Source organism: Phytobacter sp. RSE-02 (genome assembly GCF_040578655.1).
Classification (GTDB): Bacteria; Pseudomonadota; Gammaproteobacteria; order Enterobacterales; family Enterobacteriaceae; genus Phytobacter; species Phytobacter diazotrophicus.
In genome coordinates this window covers 27,470-42,860 of sequence record NZ_JBEULY010000003.1, presented here as the reverse complement: position 1 = coordinate 42,860, position 15,391 = coordinate 27,470, and the positions used below count along the sequence as shown (strand labels likewise).

General features: G+C 50.5%; 12 protein-coding genes. 4 read left to right on the top strand and 8 right to left on the bottom strand.

The features are described 5' to 3' along the window. Positions 1–3: 3 nt before the first annotated feature. The 8 genes from phnE (ABU190_RS06960) to upx all read right to left on the bottom strand — a co-directional run bounded on the left by phnE (ABU190_RS06960) (position 4) and on the right by upx (position 11,343). Complete coding sequence (gene phnE, locus ABU190_RS06960; protein ID WP_071196118.1) at positions 4–885, bottom strand: phosphonate ABC transporter, permease protein PhnE; 882 nt, start codon at positions 883–885, stop codon at positions 4–6. Further along, positions 882–1,751 carry a phosphonate ABC transporter, permease protein PhnE gene (gene phnE, locus ABU190_RS06955; protein ID WP_354690845.1) on the bottom strand — a complete coding sequence of 290 codons (870 nt, stop codon included), beginning with the start codon at positions 1,749–1,751 and terminating at the stop codon, positions 882–884. The genes phnE (ABU190_RS06960) and phnE (ABU190_RS06955) overlap by 4 nt, the downstream gene beginning before the upstream one ends. Positions 1,752–1,840: 89 nt before the next feature. Beyond that, the gene (gene phnD / locus ABU190_RS06950) at positions 1,841–2,782 is read right to left on the bottom strand and encodes a phosphonate ABC transporter substrate-binding protein (RefSeq protein WP_107224548.1); all 942 of its coding nucleotides are present in this window, start codon (positions 2,780–2,782) and stop codon (positions 1,841–1,843) included. 35 nt (positions 2,783–2,817) lie between these two features. Further along, entirely contained in the window at positions 2,818–3,660 is an 843-nt protein-coding gene (phnC, locus tag ABU190_RS06945; protein WP_354690844.1) for a phosphonate ABC transporter ATP-binding protein, read from the bottom strand. Positions 3,661–4,351: 691 nt separating this feature from the next. Then, complete coding sequence (locus ABU190_RS06940; protein ID WP_107224545.1) at positions 4,352–4,636, bottom strand: hypothetical protein; 285 nt, start codon at positions 4,634–4,636, stop codon at positions 4,352–4,354. A 235-nt stretch (positions 4,637–4,871) separates the two neighbouring features. Continuing rightward, positions 4,872–6,041, bottom strand: coding sequence for a hypothetical protein (locus tag ABU190_RS06935; RefSeq protein WP_354690843.1), 1,170 nt, complete (start codon positions 6,039–6,041; stop codon positions 4,872–4,874). A 236-nt stretch (positions 6,042–6,277) separates the two neighbouring features. Continuing rightward, a complete protein-coding gene (locus ABU190_RS06930) occupies positions 6,278–6,994 on the bottom strand; it encodes an HNH endonuclease (protein ID WP_045281728.1) in 717 nt (238 codons plus the stop codon). A 530-nt stretch (positions 6,995–7,524) separates the two neighbouring features. Then, the gene (upx, locus tag ABU190_RS06925; RefSeq protein WP_354690842.1) at positions 7,525–11,343 is read right to left on the bottom strand and encodes an anti-phage protein Upx; all 3,819 of its coding nucleotides are present in this window, start codon (positions 11,341–11,343) and stop codon (positions 7,525–7,527) included. 274 nt (positions 11,344–11,617) lie between these two features. On the opposite strand from upx, the gene ABU190_RS06920 reads away from it, so the two are divergent. From ABU190_RS06920 to ABU190_RS06905, 4 genes are all read left to right on the top strand, one after another. After that, on the top strand, positions 11,618–11,926 hold the full coding sequence (locus ABU190_RS06920; protein WP_354690841.1) for a hypothetical protein: 309 nt from the start codon (positions 11,618–11,620) through the stop codon (positions 11,924–11,926). 121 nt (positions 11,927–12,047) lie between these two features. Next, the gene (locus ABU190_RS06915) at positions 12,048–12,503 is read left to right on the top strand and encodes a MarR family transcriptional regulator (protein ID WP_071196112.1); all 456 of its coding nucleotides are present in this window, start codon (positions 12,048–12,050) and stop codon (positions 12,501–12,503) included. Positions 12,504–12,530: 27 nt separating this feature from the next. Next, on the top strand, positions 12,531–13,709 hold the full coding sequence (locus tag ABU190_RS06910) for an efflux RND transporter periplasmic adaptor subunit (RefSeq protein ID WP_125124861.1): 1,179 nt from the start codon (positions 12,531–12,533) through the stop codon (positions 13,707–13,709). Between the two features lie 10 nt (positions 13,710–13,719). Beyond that, entirely contained in the window at positions 13,720–15,258 is a 1,539-nt protein-coding gene (locus ABU190_RS06905) for a DHA2 family efflux MFS transporter permease subunit (RefSeq protein ID WP_354690840.1), read from the top strand. Positions 15,259–15,391: the final 133 nt, after the last annotated feature.

The following is a 15,391-nucleotide window of genomic DNA, read 5'->3' as shown; positions in this document are numbered from 1 at the left end:
CCGCTACGGCGCTTTATAAAGCGGAACCGGCTTTCCAGTGATATAGCGGCGTCGCAGCCAGGCGGACGCCGCATCCATCGCCATCACGATCGCCACCAGAATCAGGGTGATAAACATCACCACATCCCAGTTCCACAGGCGCATGTTTTCGGCGTAAATCAGGCCGATCCCGCCCGCGCCGACAAAGCCCAGCACCGCCGCTGAGCGGGTATTCGATTCAATCTGGTAGAGGCTGAGCGACAGAAACGTGGGGAAAGACTGGGTAAAGGTACTAAAGCGGTGTTTTTGCAGACCGCTGGCACCGACAGCCGTCAGCCCGCGTGCGGGTGAGCGGTCCACCGCCTCGTGGTTTTCCGCATACAGACGCCCCAGCAATCCGGTGTCCTGCATGATGATCGCCAGCACCCCGGCCAGTGGCCCAAGCCCCACGGCCCTGACAAAGATAAGCCCCCAGATAGCCATATCAACACCGCGCAACATATCGAACAGGCGACGCATCAAAAACGCCACCACTCCGGCGATACCGCCTTTCATAATATTACGTGCGGCAAAGAAGGAGAGCAGCAGCGCGATAAAGGTGGCGGTCAGGGTCCCGGCAAAGACAATGGCGAGCGTCATGGCAATTTGGGTGAAGTAGTAGCGAAACGGCCAGTGCATAAAGTCATGCCATACAAACATACGCAGGATGTAACGGCCAATTTGCGTGATGCCGTTGAGTGCCTGATCGGCGGGAATGCCGAACCGGGCAAAAAACCAGACGTAATAGAGCAACCCCGCCAGGGCAATCAGACCAAGACGGCGCAAATAACGCCCCTGCGCCTGAAATAACGTCTTATGTTGCTGACGACTTAATGCCACATCGGGTGCGGCCTGCCAGTGACTCATTTTCCACCCTCCAGCACCCACTGGCGCAGACGGCCAGACAGGGTATCCAGTGCCGCAACGACGACAATAATCAGCAGTAGCGTGATACTGACCTGATCGTAGCGGTCAAGTTTGATATTGGTCATCAACTCCTGGCCGATGCCGCCAGCGCCCACCAGCCCCAGAATGGTGGAGGAGCGGAAGTTGATCTCAAGGCGTATAAACCCATAGGAGAGAAAAAGGGGCTTTACCTGTGGCCACAGGGCGAAGCGGACGCGCTGAAAATGGCTCGCGCCACAGGCGGCCAGACCGCGCACGGGGCGGTCATTCGCGCTTTCAATCGCTTCGTAGAAGAGCTTGGTCAGACTACCAACGGTATGCAGCATAAGCGCCAGAAAACCGGGGATCGCGCCAATGCCAAACGCCATCACAAAGATAACCGCCCACGCCAGTTCCGGCATCGTACGTAAAAATGCCACCAGCGCACGGATACCAAAACGGACCAGCGGCGGCGACCAGGTGTTACCTGCCGCCAAAAAAGCGAATACCGTTGCCAGGACAAACGATACCAGCGAGGCTGCCAGCGCCAGTTGCAGGGTTTCCCAGATAAGCGGCAACTGGATAGGCAGGCGATAGCCCCAGTAGGCCAGCGACCCCTTTGTGTGGCTGTCGGCAAAGAGCGTGGATACATGCAGCGTCGGCATGGTCTCCCGCATGTAGTCGAAGAAATTCGGCAGTGAATGCCAGATGGTGTTCAGGTTAAATTCCGCTGCGTTTCCGGCCGTAAAATAGAGTGCGAGTAAGACAAGCGACCAGGCGACCGTGTCACGTTTCTGGCGCATTCTGATGTTCTGGTAATACTGCTCAAACGACGTATTCGTGTTCATGGCTAACCGGTCTCAGGCGGAGACAACACTCGAACAAAAGCCCCGGGCGTTCAGCCAGGGGCTATTTTTTTAACGCATGTGAGTGCGAATTAACGTGCGGTCACCAGCTCACGTTTCATATCGATAATCTGTTTGTAATCTTCCACGCTGCCAGGACCGATGTGCTGGGTGCCGCCCATCGCCTTGACGAAACAGGCATGGTCGTCGGTATCCAGTTTTTTGATGGCGGTGACCACTTTGGCTTTAAAATCAGCCGGCAGGCTATTGCTCACCAGGATAGGGCCGTTCGGAATCAGCGGTGATTTCCAGATAATCCGGATCTGTTTCATCAGATCCGGATGATCCATACGAATCAGGCGGTTAAACGCGCCCACGCTGTAGCCGGAGTTATAGTCGCCGACCATGGAAGTCCAGGTTACTGCGCCCGCGAACTGATTGTTCAGTACACCCAGAATGTCCTGCTCGTGGCCGCCGGAGAAGGTGACGCTGGAGAAGAAGTTGTTGTATTTGTTGTCGGCAGTGCCGCCGAACTGCTGTTTGAACGTCTGGTTCGGGATCAGGAAGCCAGAGGTGGAATCCGGATCAGCGAAGCCGAACGGTTTGCCTTTCAGGTCTTCCAGTTTCTTATACGGGCTGTCTGCTTTGACGATAACCACAGAATAATAGCCGCGCGACTGGTCTTTATCGTCCACGGCGAGGCCCACAATATCCACCGCTTTCGGGTTGTTGATATAGACGGAGGCATACGATGCAGGCGACATGCTCAGCACTACGTCGACTTTGCCGCCCAACAAGCCCTGAATAACGCCAGAGTAGTCAGACGAGTTACGCAATTTGGTGTCGACGCTCAGTTCCTTGTCCAGAAAGTCTTTTACGCACTGGTTATCGCCAATTTGCTGGGTGGCGTTCTGCCCGCCGAGGATACCCAGATTTAATTCCTTCGGTTGTTCAGCCGCGTTCACCTGCCACGCCAGCAGAAGACCTGTCATCAATGCCGATAAACGTAATGCGCCTGAAATATGCTTTTTCATTGTCATTGCCTGTGTCGTCTCAATTGAAGGAAGAATTAATGCAGTTGACTTATTTCATCACCATAAAGCGTGTGCAAAACATCCTGTGTCAGCGCAGAAGGGGGGGCGTCAAAAACAATCCGTCCCTGTGCAACACCGATAACGCGCGTGCAGTATTCCTTTACCAGTTCCACGGAATGCAGGTTTACCATCACGCTGATGCCTTGCTCACTCACTTCTCGTAACACGCGCATAATGCGCTGTGTATTTTTGGGATCCAGCGAGGCGACGGGTTCATCCGCCAGTAAAATCGAGGGGTTCTGAATTAGCGCCCGACAAATTGCCACGCGCTGCATCTGACCGCCGGAGAGGGTTTCCGCACGTTGTAGCGCGTGCGGCAGCATGTTGAGCCACTCCAGCAGCGCAATAGCTTTCGCGCGATCTTCGGCTGTAAAGACTTTGAACAACGACTTAAAGCTTGAGGTCTGGCTAAGCCTGCCCAGCAGCACGTTGGTCAGCACGTCGAGACGCGGCACCAGGCAAAAGTCCTGAAAAATCATCCCGCACTGGCTGCGCCACTGGCTCAGCTCACGGCCTTTAAGGCGAGAAACATCGCGCGGTAGACCGACATCGGGGAAACTCAGGAGCTCACCGGATGTCGCGCTGTGCGTTCCGTTGAGCACATGCAACAGGGTGGATTTACCGGCGCCGGAGCGGCCAATCACGCCGACCATCTCACCGCTGTGCAGGTCAAAGCTAATGTCCTGCAACACGGTCTGATGGCTGTTGTAGGATTTGCTTACGTTTTTGACGCTCAGCACTTTATGCAGCGGGGCGCTGTGCAAGTGGTGCGACGAGGGCGCCAGGGTTTCCGGGTGTTCTGCCAGTGCGCTGTTCATGTGTCATCCAGATTTTTCACGAGAATGCCCAACATTACGGGGATTACGTGTGATCGTTTTATGATGAAACAGAGAACAAATAATGAACGGGACGAAAAAACGTCCTGGGCGTAAAGCTATTGAAAAAGCATAAAAACGATAAGGTCGTTATGGGCGAGGGGCGGACGCTGCCATCAACTTCAGCTATTTTGATTTACGAAGTTGTGCTTACGGTTTACTCCCGGTAGAAGCAGGCAAGAAACATCAGTTGTTTTTCTTATCGCATCATGCATGAGTGGACAGCAATTTCGATTAAAGGAGGAATCAATGTCACATTCGTCATCAAGAAGAAAAGTTTTAGACATAGAAGGCCTTCTTGCGCACAGAGCGTCGCACGCACGGAGTTGCGCTAACCACGTAGCGAACAGATTGGGAATCACCCGCAGCGAACTACTGATGAAGGTTGAGAAAGAGACAGGCGCAAGTCTGATTTCGCCGCTTACAGAAGATGAGTTAATGAAAGCGTTTCACTATATAGAAAACCTTTAGGAGCGACAGCTTTGAGCGAGAAGCGGAAGTTGAGTTACCTGGCGAACAGCAAGCCACAAATTATCAGGCTCGGTTACTGGATCACTGCTTATTAATCATTAAATCTTATTCCAGAAATTGATAAAAAACTATGCTACTAAGGAACTTAGCACAGCTTTGGCATTCAAAATGGATATTTTTCCGATAAAAATCTCATTAATGCTGAGACATTTTTTAAATTATGACTCACCAGACTGTGCTGCGAATGAGCAAGCCTTAATATTTCGTAGTCTTCTGCCAGTTGGCCTATATCTAATTGATTCGGCTCATTATGTGGGTCAAAAAGGGATTCCGATGGGATATTCCAATAAAAATCTTCATCTAGCGGAACACTATCCATGCCACGCCGTTTCATTTCAAGAAATATTGTATTGACGATCTTTTCAAGAAAACTGAGTTCAATTTGCATATTTAGCCCTTAAGTCTTTGAATTTTATTTTTTTTATGAGGAATAATCTTAGCCTCACAACCAAATTTGTACTCATCGCTTTTATAATTTTGACTTACTGTTTTGCGCTGTGCCCCATTGACACGAATGTAACAATATCAGCAATGTCCGCGCCTGGCACTGAGCGGACTGTCAGATTAAGTCTGGCCCTGCGCCACACCTATGTCAGGCCAAATCTGAGCTAATACAAATAAAGTTATCGTCTGACGGTCGCTGAAAGAGTCTCATCCTGTGCCAGTAAAGTAATCACATCACCGGCTATTTCTGGTCTGATACCAGGCGTTTTATTAGTCGCATACGCTGCAACGGATAATGGGCTCCAGTCATGCACCACAGCGATGCGTTTAACCTCCTCGATAACCTTAAACGTATCGTTTTCCAAAGCCAGTCCTAAACGAGCTGTATCCAGATAAATGCGCTGAACTCCAGAGATATGCGCGAATTTTTTAAGTTCTGCGGTAATAATTCGCTGCGCTTCCACACCGATTGACGAACCTCCTTCAACGACCCCTGTCAACCCAACAAGCTTACCCCCATCACTACGAGTATTGTCATCTTTGACTCTGGGAAGCGGCACTAGGACATTCAACTCTACATCCTGCTGAAGTAACTCAAGCAGTTCGGGCAAAAACTCAGTTTTGATGACACCTTTTAAAGCAACTGCTCTTTTAGCTAGAGTGACAGGGGACTGTCCCAACCGCGCCGACATAGAAATAAGGCAACTCGCGATTATGAAAATATCGCTTTCCCCTATCAAAGGGGCACACTCGGCCCGGAAAGATTGCTCGTCACGAAGTGTAGGATTTACTTTTTCAGGCTTCCTAATTTTTGAATTCGGCTGCTTCTTGCTATATCCACGCAAAGTATCCTGTGCATTTCGGGTTAGTATGCTGATGCTATTAAGCAGATCCTCACCGCCCTCAAGGTTGGCAACCATTTTATGCATATTTTCGAGCCTGCCAAGCATCTCGGGATTAGCATTACCCGAAGCTATCTTCTCGCTGATGCCATTAAGATTCCTCAGAACACCAGTAACAATCTGCGATGGAGCAGGATCTGAGGCTTTCAGTTCATGGCTTTTTTTGATTTCTTTCTCCATCAACTGGAGCAGCTGCTTCCAGTCGGTTTGTACACCGGCTTTAAGGGTCTGAAGGTTAAGAATAACGATGCGAAGACTTTCACATTTAGCTAATGGAATAGGTTCACCATTCTGTTTACCTACTTTCAGCCAGTGAACTAAGGAGACGAAGTCAGCTTTAGCCGTCGTAGCAAGTCCATTGATAACGCGCTGCCGTGCTTCAGGTGTAGAGAGGTTTGTTCTCTGCGCTGGCAGACGATCATTTTTGTGCACTATTGGCCTCTTCATATCGTATACCTCAACTCGGCTCCATCATCGATAAACCCACGTCCGGATTCCAGACTTCAATCAATCCCTCTTACATATCATCTTTTAAGGTAGTGATGCCCGCTGCGCCATCAAAGTATTGTTATATTTTGCTCGCAAAGATGATTCTTCAACTTCTGCTTTTGGCACTGAGCGGACCGGCGCGAAGATCGATGTCCGCTGTGAGCGAGGAGCAGACGTTGAGGTTTATAAGAAGACTACTTAATGTTAGTCGGCTTCAACACAAGCGTGCCGTAGTGTGCTTCGCGGTGACAGTTCGGACAGAGTGCAATAGCATTTTCAACAGAGTCCTCTCCACCGTTAGCAAGCCACTCCACATGATGCACTTCAAGATACGGTCTACCATCTTCCCGCTTGAATGGTGCGTCACGTAGGCAGCTTTGACACTTACCTCCAGCTAAGGCTAATACCTCTGCTACAACGAGGGGATTACGCTTGAAGGTATAGCTCTTTATAATGACCCTTTCTGGCGTGGTGTTGGCTGTAGCTAGCTTCTCTCTACGTTGTTCTGAGGTAAGTTGAGACGCTGTTTCTATGGCCTTTTCAAACTCACTTTTAACCGGACGTGTTAGCCATTTGCCGTCTGAAGCTTCATAGATTTCAAACACACCATGAAGTGCGGAATCATAGACCTCGAAAACGTTTCCGCGCTTGAAAAGTCGATCATATTCATGGTGGCGATGGGTGGCATCATCTGTTCGTCTGGCAGTCCTGTTAAAACTCCAGTGACCACGATTGCAGTTAACTGCGTTAACTATCAGATTCAAATAAGTATTGTCTTTGTAATGTGGAAATCTTTTCTTTAAAATTGCATCGACCTGAGCAGCCGTAGCCTTTCCAGCAAACTCGTTTTCAACTATCTCAGCGGTTGTTGTGCGGATTGGTTTATCACCATAAACATACTTACGAGCCATTTCTCTATTCCTTGAAAAGTTCTGGAAGGTGTTGCTGAAGCATAGGCGCGGTGAACATCTTTGACCTGCTCCCAGCAAACTAACATAGCATGATGTAAGCAAGTTCCGCTCCTGGCACAGAGCGAACCTTCATTGACACCATGCCAGTGTCAATGCAATCGCTCGTCTGGACGTTCAGATTATTCTCTCCAGCGCTGGCAATTCATCACTTCTGGCTACGCGTACAGCTCAACATCTGCTGGCAACCGTCTAAGGTGAGGGCACACTGTGCCTCGGAAAGTGTTTATACCTCCCGGGGTTTTCCCTCCGTAATGAGTAATTTGTGCCATGATTTTTATACCCCTTGAAATCTAAAACGGGATATATGTTTTTGAACGCGCTGACCGCCGTGATGTCAGCAATTTTGTCTGTTTTCCTCTCGGTGCAAAAAAAAATCATTTTGAGCATATAAGATCATCCTTGATTTAAAACTGTCAGTAGTAGGAACGATTAACTTAGTTGCCAGGGCGTCTTATCGCACAGCATATCTATCAAAAGTTCAGAAGATCACTTGGGCGGCCAACATTAGTTCCTGCCAAAGCCTCAATCTTGGATTGAGCATAGGCAATGGGAGATGCTCCACTGAAAACGAGCCACGATACAATCTCGGGATTCGCTATCGAAGTGAACTTGGCAAAATTATCGATGTTTTCTTTGGCTAGTAATACGCGTTTAAGGTGTTTCTTGAGTTTATCTGGTTTGCCCTTTATGTCATCACCTTGATATTCAGATAGTTGCGAGGCAACTTCTGAGTAATTACGAGCAAGTGAGAGATCCTTACATTCGATAACGAGAATTTGATTGCGGTCTGAGCGCCAGGCAAGAAGATCAATATCCCCCGGATCACCTGGTAGATTCCTGCGAAGAATTTCAGGAAAGCCTATGCCACGTCGAACTGTCCAGCCTGTTTCACGAAGTTCTCTCTCCAAAGTTTTTTCGAATGTGTGTCCTTCCCGCGCTCCACCTAACCAAGTGTCTCTCATACCCTCTGTGCGAAAGAAGTCACGCTTAAATTGCCCAGTGTATGCGCCATCGAAAACGTATTTAAGGGACAGATTCAAGAGTCCTGGTGCGATAACAATTAGTGGATCGTGACTCTCTTCAATCTGTAACAAGGGACGTACAGCAACTGAAAGGCGTCGGCCAAACCTCCAGGGATATATATCAGAAAGGTCAAATCCATCGGGCACTACATCCCATTTCGGACGCGCGCTAAGGATAAACTGGTTGAGGAACGCATCAATAGTTTCATCTGCGAGCCCAGCCGATTTAGCAGCATCCGCTAATTGGCTTCTTCGCATCTCGAAGATTGCTGATTCTTGCTCTATTCCGATGGACTCAAGGAACTGGATAAATCGCATTCCATCCTCGAGAGTGAAGCCCATTTCTGCTTTCCAGAATGCAAGGAAAATATCGGTTTGGTCCTCGGTGGTTTCAGCCGCAACACTATCTTGTTTGCTATTCTCATCATCCCCTCCGGCAGTTTTCACATAGTGTTGCTCGAATTGTGCCGCTTGTTCCTCAAACCGTTCGTTAGTAACTTTTGAAAGCATTGGTTCAAGCACCATTTTGCCGAGTTCATCGCGAAAGAGGAGATCACCTAAGGGGGAGATGCGAATATCAGCAGGCAAAGCACCGAAACGTACGGCATCTGACATACCACCTATGCGAAAAAGCAGTGATGCCCGTGCAAGAAGTTTACTGAGTGCCATATCAGAAGGTTCAATTCCACCGCTTGTCGGGCACACACAGATGGCAAGTTCAATGATTAGCCGGGAAGTTAACGCTGCGCCCGCATAACGGCTCATTTCTTGAGCTATCGTCTCTTCGACAGCCTCTTCTCCTGCATGCAAGCCAAGGACCGCTGCTGCAGTACTACGCCAGTGCGCCTCTTCACAACGTGCCTTTACAACGTTTTCAAGTAATCGCATTACTGTCTGTTTACGGTCAAATCTTGAAAGTTCGCTTAGTAAGTCTTGGATCAGCACATCAACCACATCATTAAGGAGCTTTCCAACTGCCTTTTTACCCTGATATCGTGATGGTGCATCTGTCGAAACAGCACGCCATGCTAGCTCAATTCGGGCTGCGGCTGAGTCGATATCTTCAATAGCTAAAAGACGTTTAGTTAGTGAACGGCCTAAATATTGGTTGAAGTCATAAGCCTGCATTATGTGGAAGCTGCGCGCTCTGTCATTGGGCACCGCTATCTGCTCAACAGCTACCCCTTTGCCCACTGGTTCTTTCATCCGAAGAAGTGTGGCAAACGCCGTACCGAGTGCGCGCACCAGAGCTCGTTCTGCACGGTTATCCGGTAGACGAAAACCTGCAAGATACCCATCTTGCAGAACCACGCGAATCGCCCCATGCTCATGGATTCGCTCAAGTCGCCAAAATGTATTCATATCATCAGGAAATTTCTCTCCATCAAATCGGTCAATATTGTCGTTACCATCAAAATGCAGATACACCTTTAATGATTTTTTTATTTGTTGCTTACTCAAGACCTCCAGTGCCTCTCCAATCCGCCCAATCCATGTTTGAACCATTTTGGCAAGCTCAACGATGAGCATCCGGTCTTCCATTTCTGGGGCTTCAAGCGTTACCCAAAGATTACCCTGCCCCTCATATACACAGGTCAGCCGCTGCGCTTTAAGATCATCTATGGATGCGTAGCACTTGCTCTCACGCTCGGTGGGAAAGAAATCTTCTGCAGAAGGCCTCATTACTCGATGCCATTTACCATTGTTGTCACTAATGCGATGCCGGTCATATCCTGTGTCTGCCGCTATTCGTATATCACGGAGTAAATTCGTGGGAATCATTAACATTAGTGGATGTTCCGGCGTGATACGGTCATCTGGTAACTGGCCATGAGGAACCATATGGCCATCATTGGCGCGTATCCATCCAAGAAGATTGAGAGTTCCGCTCATATTGATGAACCGAACACCAGCTTGCCTGATCGTTTCGACTGCGTCTTGCACACGCCAGAAGGCAATTGGTGACATATCGGGTAATGCCCCGAACCGGACAAAGTCCGCACCAGACATCCATTCAAATTGCCAACCATCTGGCAGTTGGGGAGGCATACCCAAAAAACCCGCCCCCCACCCACATTCTACGCGCACGACTATGCCACGCTGAAAGCCGGGTTGTGTGGCGAGGTCACCTGTAATTTGTTCAACAGAGTTATCTAGAAATTGCGTGGTCTCCTCATCTAGCTGTAGCAAGCTGTTGAAACGGGTATCGGCGTATTGCTGTATGGAAGGCAAGACGAACTGAAGTACCATCAAATGACCAGCATCCACGACGGAGGTTACCATCGTTGTTCGGCTCATTTTGTGCTTCTGCCATGTCAGTCTTCTTAACCTTCTGCCATTGCCGAAGACTGGCATCTCGGAGAAGGTACGGCTATAGGCGTTAGCTAATGCTTTGTCTAGTCCGCTCAATTCTTCGGTGCGCTTTGCAAATTTTATAACTGCCTGGCGAATTGCAATGGTCATGGCGGTAGGAAGTACAACCACAATACCATCGCGTGTGCGGAGCAATGGCCGTTGTTCAAGCATTCCCTCCCCTGGGACCTGATTTCCAAGCATGCTTATATGAGAGGGTTCAAGAATGAAAGGTGCTAAGTCAGAGAGTTTGATCCCCTCAGCTCGAAGAGAACGCTCGGACAACGTTATCCTTGAACAGAGCTCTTTCTCATCAAGACCAGCGGTGTCAAGAGAGTCAGGGAATTCGTCTGCGCCTTCCTGAAAACGATGAAGGCCAGAGCGAGCACAAATAGCATCTGAGAGACGGAGAATTGCCTGTATAGCGAGTTTCAGTGAGCGATAGCGGTGCGTATCCGGCATGTCGGATACAATTTCGACCATTAATTGTGTATAAAAACCTGCTGCCTCCCAAACCCCCTCTAGCACACGGTAATCACCTTTTTTATTATCAACAAGGGTGACGAAGACGTCCTCAGCAGGATCTTCTCCAACGATATTACTCGACTCTCCAATAGCGACATACCAGCGTTTCACGTCATCGATATTTGCTTTCTGCTGACCTTTGCAGTGAATAAGTGCAAGGCTCGCTAGGACCTCGAAGCGCAAACACTGAGATTGGTGTGCCGGGAGAGTAAGAAGGCTGGAGAGTAAAGCTACTGTGCTGTCACGCTCAAAATTGACAAACTCAGTGACAACCAATGCGTTGCTCTTTGCTATGTCATCAAATGAGTATTTAAGCGTTATTCCATCAGCCTGCTCGTCCATTTCTTCAAACAAGGTATGTACATCCATATGAGAGAGATGCTCGTTCACGGGAACTCCTGGCTAAACATTTGTCAACTTGGATTGAGGACTCATAGCGGAGATGATGACTTTAAGTCAATGTATAACAGATGTTTTTCTGATTTTAGTCTCTTTTTCCGTACATTTTTAAGATGACTATTATCCATAAGCAGCATTTTGAAGTTTTTTCCGACTCTTGTTGGTTTTAGTTCGTATTTTTAATTCAACCAAACAGCCCCTTCAAATCAGTACCGGACTATGCCAAGGGTAATGTGCTGAACTGCTCCCTTAACGTCGATACAGTGTGGACTTACAAACGTCCGCGCCTGGCACTCAGCGGACGTTTACCTACAAAGAGTGCGGTCGTACCCCGCCGGGAAGAAACGGTCAATCCATTATTCTGTCCAACGATGTCGCCTCTAACGTGGCCGTAGTGATGAGCATTGCGTTCTTTGCCAAAGGCTTCGGCAAAATCGGGTGGTGCATCCCCATCAATATGTCACCGAATGAAATCCTGGGCGCTGTCTCCTGTCTGTTTATCACTGAATCCCTGAAACGTCTGCAAATCGACCCGCCGGACCGCCGAAAACGGCGCAACAGTATCCGGCTATAAGCGCAGCGGCGCGAAACGCACCATTCAGAATGTATAGATTTGTGCTCTTTTGCTGACACCACGTTGACAAACATTTGCCTGGTCAGTAATTTCATTTGTAATTATTGACCAGGCAAATAACATGAAAGACGTTACAGATACCCCTAATCCTAAGCTCCATCTCGGCTTACTGATTCATCTGGCGAACCAGTTTAAAGACCAGCTTATCAGCCACTTTTTTGCCGACACGGATATCACCGCTGCGCAATTTAAAGTCCTGATCAGCATTTACAAAGGTTTCAACAGCCCGCTTGAAGTCAGCAAAAATTTGTTGATGGATGCCGGGGCCATGAGCCGGATGCTCGAGCGGATGGTGAAGCGCGAACTGATCCTGCGCACCCCCAATCCAGAAGACAAACGTCAGGTTATCCTGGCGCTGACTGAGAAAGGGCAGAAAATTTGCGATCGCTTTCAGAACGAAGCGCTGTCTTCCATTCTTGGCTCGCTGACTGCCCGTCTGACCCCAGAAGAATCCCGCCTGCTGGTACAGCTATTGATCAAAATGCTGCCAGACGAGGCCACCAAACCCCATCGTTAAGTTGTCCTGAATAAGGTTACGATAAAGATGCAAAATTCATCTGCACAACCAGAACGCGCACCCAGCAAACGTAAGCGCAACTTCGCCATACTGCTGGTAATCCTGGTGCTTATTGCCGCCGGTTGCCTGGCATGGTACTTCCTGTATGCCCGTTATTACGAAACCACTGACGATGCCTACGTTAATGCCAACCTCGTGACACTGACCCCGCAAATTGCCGGAACAGTCACCCAGGTCGCCGTTGATGAAGGGGATTACGTCACCAAAGGCCAGCCGCTGGTGTTGCTCGACCCAAGCGACACGCAAATTGCCCTGCAACAGGCGGAAGCCAACCTGGCCAGCACCGTGCGTCAGGTCCGTGGTCTGTACAGCACCGCAGACAACTACCGCGCTCAGGTGGCGGCGAAAAAAGTGGCCCTGCAAACCGCGCAGAACGACTTCGCGCGTCGACAGAAGATTTTTGCCAGCGGGGCGATTGCGGCAGAAGATATGTCGCACTATCGCGATGCTGTGGCCACGGCGCAAAGTGATTTAGCGGCGGCGCAACAGGCGTTGAGTACCAACCTGGCGATGGTGGATGACACGGTCATCGACAGCCACCCGGAAATCAAAAGCGCGGTGGCAACCCTGCGCCAGCGCTATCTGGATAACGCCCGTAGCACCATTGTGGCGCCGGTCAGCGGTTTTGTGGCGAAACGCGCCGTCCAGTTGGGAATGCGTGTTGACTCCGGCACGACGCTGATGTCGATCGTCCCGCTGGATCAGGTCTGGGTGGATGCCAACTTCAAAGAGAGCCAGATGAACACCATGCGTCTGGGACAAAAGGTAGTCCTGACCGCCGACCTGTACGGCGATAAAGTTGAATACCAGGGCACCATTGAGAGCTTAGGTATTGGTACTGGCAGTGCGTTCTCGTTGCTGCCAGCCCAGAACGCCAGCGGCAACTGGATCAAAATCGTTCAGCGTCTGCCGGTGCGTATTACCCTCGACCCGCACGATATGGAGAAACATCCGCTGCGTGTCGGGCTGTCGATGTTTGCCAAAGTGGATATCCGCGACACCGAAGGCCATCTGTTGCCGCAAAAAACGGTCGCAGCACCGCGCTTTACCACCGATGTGTACCAGAACGCGCTGGATAAAGCCGATCAGATGGTGGCGAAAATCCTTCATGACAACAGTCAGTCTGTAGCGGCAAACAGCCGCTAAGAGGGGCGTTATGCAAGATAAGGCGGCCTTTACGCCACCCAGCCTGCTGCTCGCCACCATTGCGCTGTCGCTGGCGACCTTCATGCAGGTGCTGGATACCACCATCGCCAACGTGGCGTTGCCGACCATCGCCGGCAACCTTGGCGTGAGTTCGGACCAGGGCACCTGGGTTATCACCTCGTTTGCAGTCTGTAATGCCATCGCACTGCCGTTGACCGGGTGGTTTACCCGGCGCTTTGGACAACTGAAGCTGTTTGTCGGATCGGTCACACTCTTTACTCTGACCTCGTTCCTGTGCGGCTTTGCCCATAGCATGACCGAGCTGATTATCTTCCGTGCGCTGCAGGGGTTTTTCGCCGGGCCCATGTTCCCGATGTGCCAGACGCTGCTGCTGGTTATCTTCCCGACTACCAAGCGCAGCATGGCGCTGGCGCTGCTGTCGATGGTGACCGTGGTGGCGCCCATTGTCGGGCCGATTACCGGGGGCTGGATCACCGATAACTACTCCTGGCCGTGGATTTTCTATATCAACGTGCCGATCGGTATTTTTGCGGCCATCGTCGTGTGGACGCAGTTGCGCGAACGTGAGGAGACCACCACGCACGCCCCCATTGATTACATCGGCATTATGCTGCTGGTGCTGGGGGTGGGTCTGTTACAGGTGGTGCTGGATAAAGGCAACGATCTCGACTGGTTCTCGTCGACTGAGATCGTTGTTATGTCGGTGATCTCAGCTATTGCGCTGGTCTCCTTTGTGATTTGGGAGCTTGGCGAGCGCCATCCGATTGTGAACCTGCGGCTGTTTGCCGACCGCAACTTCGCCATCGGCACCACCACACTGATGCTCGGCTACGCGGCGTTCTTTGCCATCAACATTATTCTGCCGCAGTGGCTGCAAACCCAGATGGGCTACACCGCGATCTGGGCGGGGCTGGCGGCGGCGCCGATGGGCTTCCTGCCGCTGCTGCTTACGCCTATCGTGGGGCGTTATGCCAACCGGGTCGATCTGCGGATTCTGGCGTCGCTGTCGTTCCTGACCATGGGAGTGTCGTGTCTGCTGCGTGCGCAGTTCAACACCAGCGTGGATTTTCGTACTATCGCCGAAGTGCAGATGTTTATGGGTATCGGTGTGGCGCTGTTCTTTATGCCGATCACCACGATTGTGCTGTCGAATCTGCACGGCAATGAAGTGGCGGAAGGCTCCGGTCTGGCGACTTTCTTCCGCGTGCTGGGAGGTTCTTTTGCTTCGTCACTGACGACCTGGCTGTGGTCGCGGCGTGAGGTATTTCACCATGCGAATCTGACCGAGAGTGTCTCGGTGTATCACCCGCCTGCCATGGATTACCTCAATAAGATGGGTGGCGTCACGCAGCAGCACCTTGCCGCAGTGGATAAAACCATCGAACAGCAGGCCTATATGATGTCAACCATCGACTATTTCTGGCTGTTGGGGTGGGGGTTTATGGTGCTGGTGGTGATTATCTGGTTTGCGAAACCGCCGTTTATTCGCGCCGGTGCGCCGGGGGCAGCGCCAGCGGCGGGGCATTAATAAGAGTGAGAAGGGACGTTATATTAGCGAGAAGGAAAGGTTCCGTTCACGACACAGCCATTTTGGACGCAATGAAACGCGGGGCTAACAGCGATGGGGCTGCGGGGATTATGCAGGGGGCCGCGGTGGCCCC

Coding starts and splice junctions, on each gene's coding strand:
- phnE (WP_071196118.1), bottom strand. CDS start 885: ATGAGTCACTGGCAGGCCGCACCCGATGTGGCATTAAGTCGTCAGCAA.
- phnE (WP_354690845.1), bottom strand. CDS start 1,751: ATGAACACGAATACGTCGTTTGAGCAGTATTACCAGAACATCAGAATG.
- phnD (WP_107224548.1), bottom strand. CDS start 2,782: ATGAAAAAGCATATTTCAGGCGCATTACGTTTATCGGCATTGATGACA.
- phnC (WP_354690844.1), bottom strand. CDS start 3,660: ATGAACAGCGCACTGGCAGAACACCCGGAAACCCTGGCGCCCTCGTCG.
- ABU190_RS06940 (WP_107224545.1), bottom strand. CDS start 4,636: ATGCAAATTGAACTCAGTTTTCTTGAAAAGATCGTCAATACAATATTT.
- ABU190_RS06935 (WP_354690843.1), bottom strand. CDS start 6,041: ATGAAGAGGCCAATAGTGCACAAAAATGATCGTCTGCCAGCGCAGAGA.
- ABU190_RS06930 (WP_045281728.1), bottom strand. CDS start 6,994: ATGGCTCGTAAGTATGTTTATGGTGATAAACCAATCCGCACAACAACC.
- ABU190_RS06915 (WP_071196112.1), top strand. CDS start 12,048: ATGAAAGACGTTACAGATACCCCTAATCCTAAGCTCCATCTCGGCTTA.
- ABU190_RS06910 (WP_125124861.1), top strand. CDS start 12,531: ATGCAAAATTCATCTGCACAACCAGAACGCGCACCCAGCAAACGTAAG.
- ABU190_RS06905 (WP_354690840.1), top strand. CDS start 13,720: ATGCAAGATAAGGCGGCCTTTACGCCACCCAGCCTGCTGCTCGCCACC.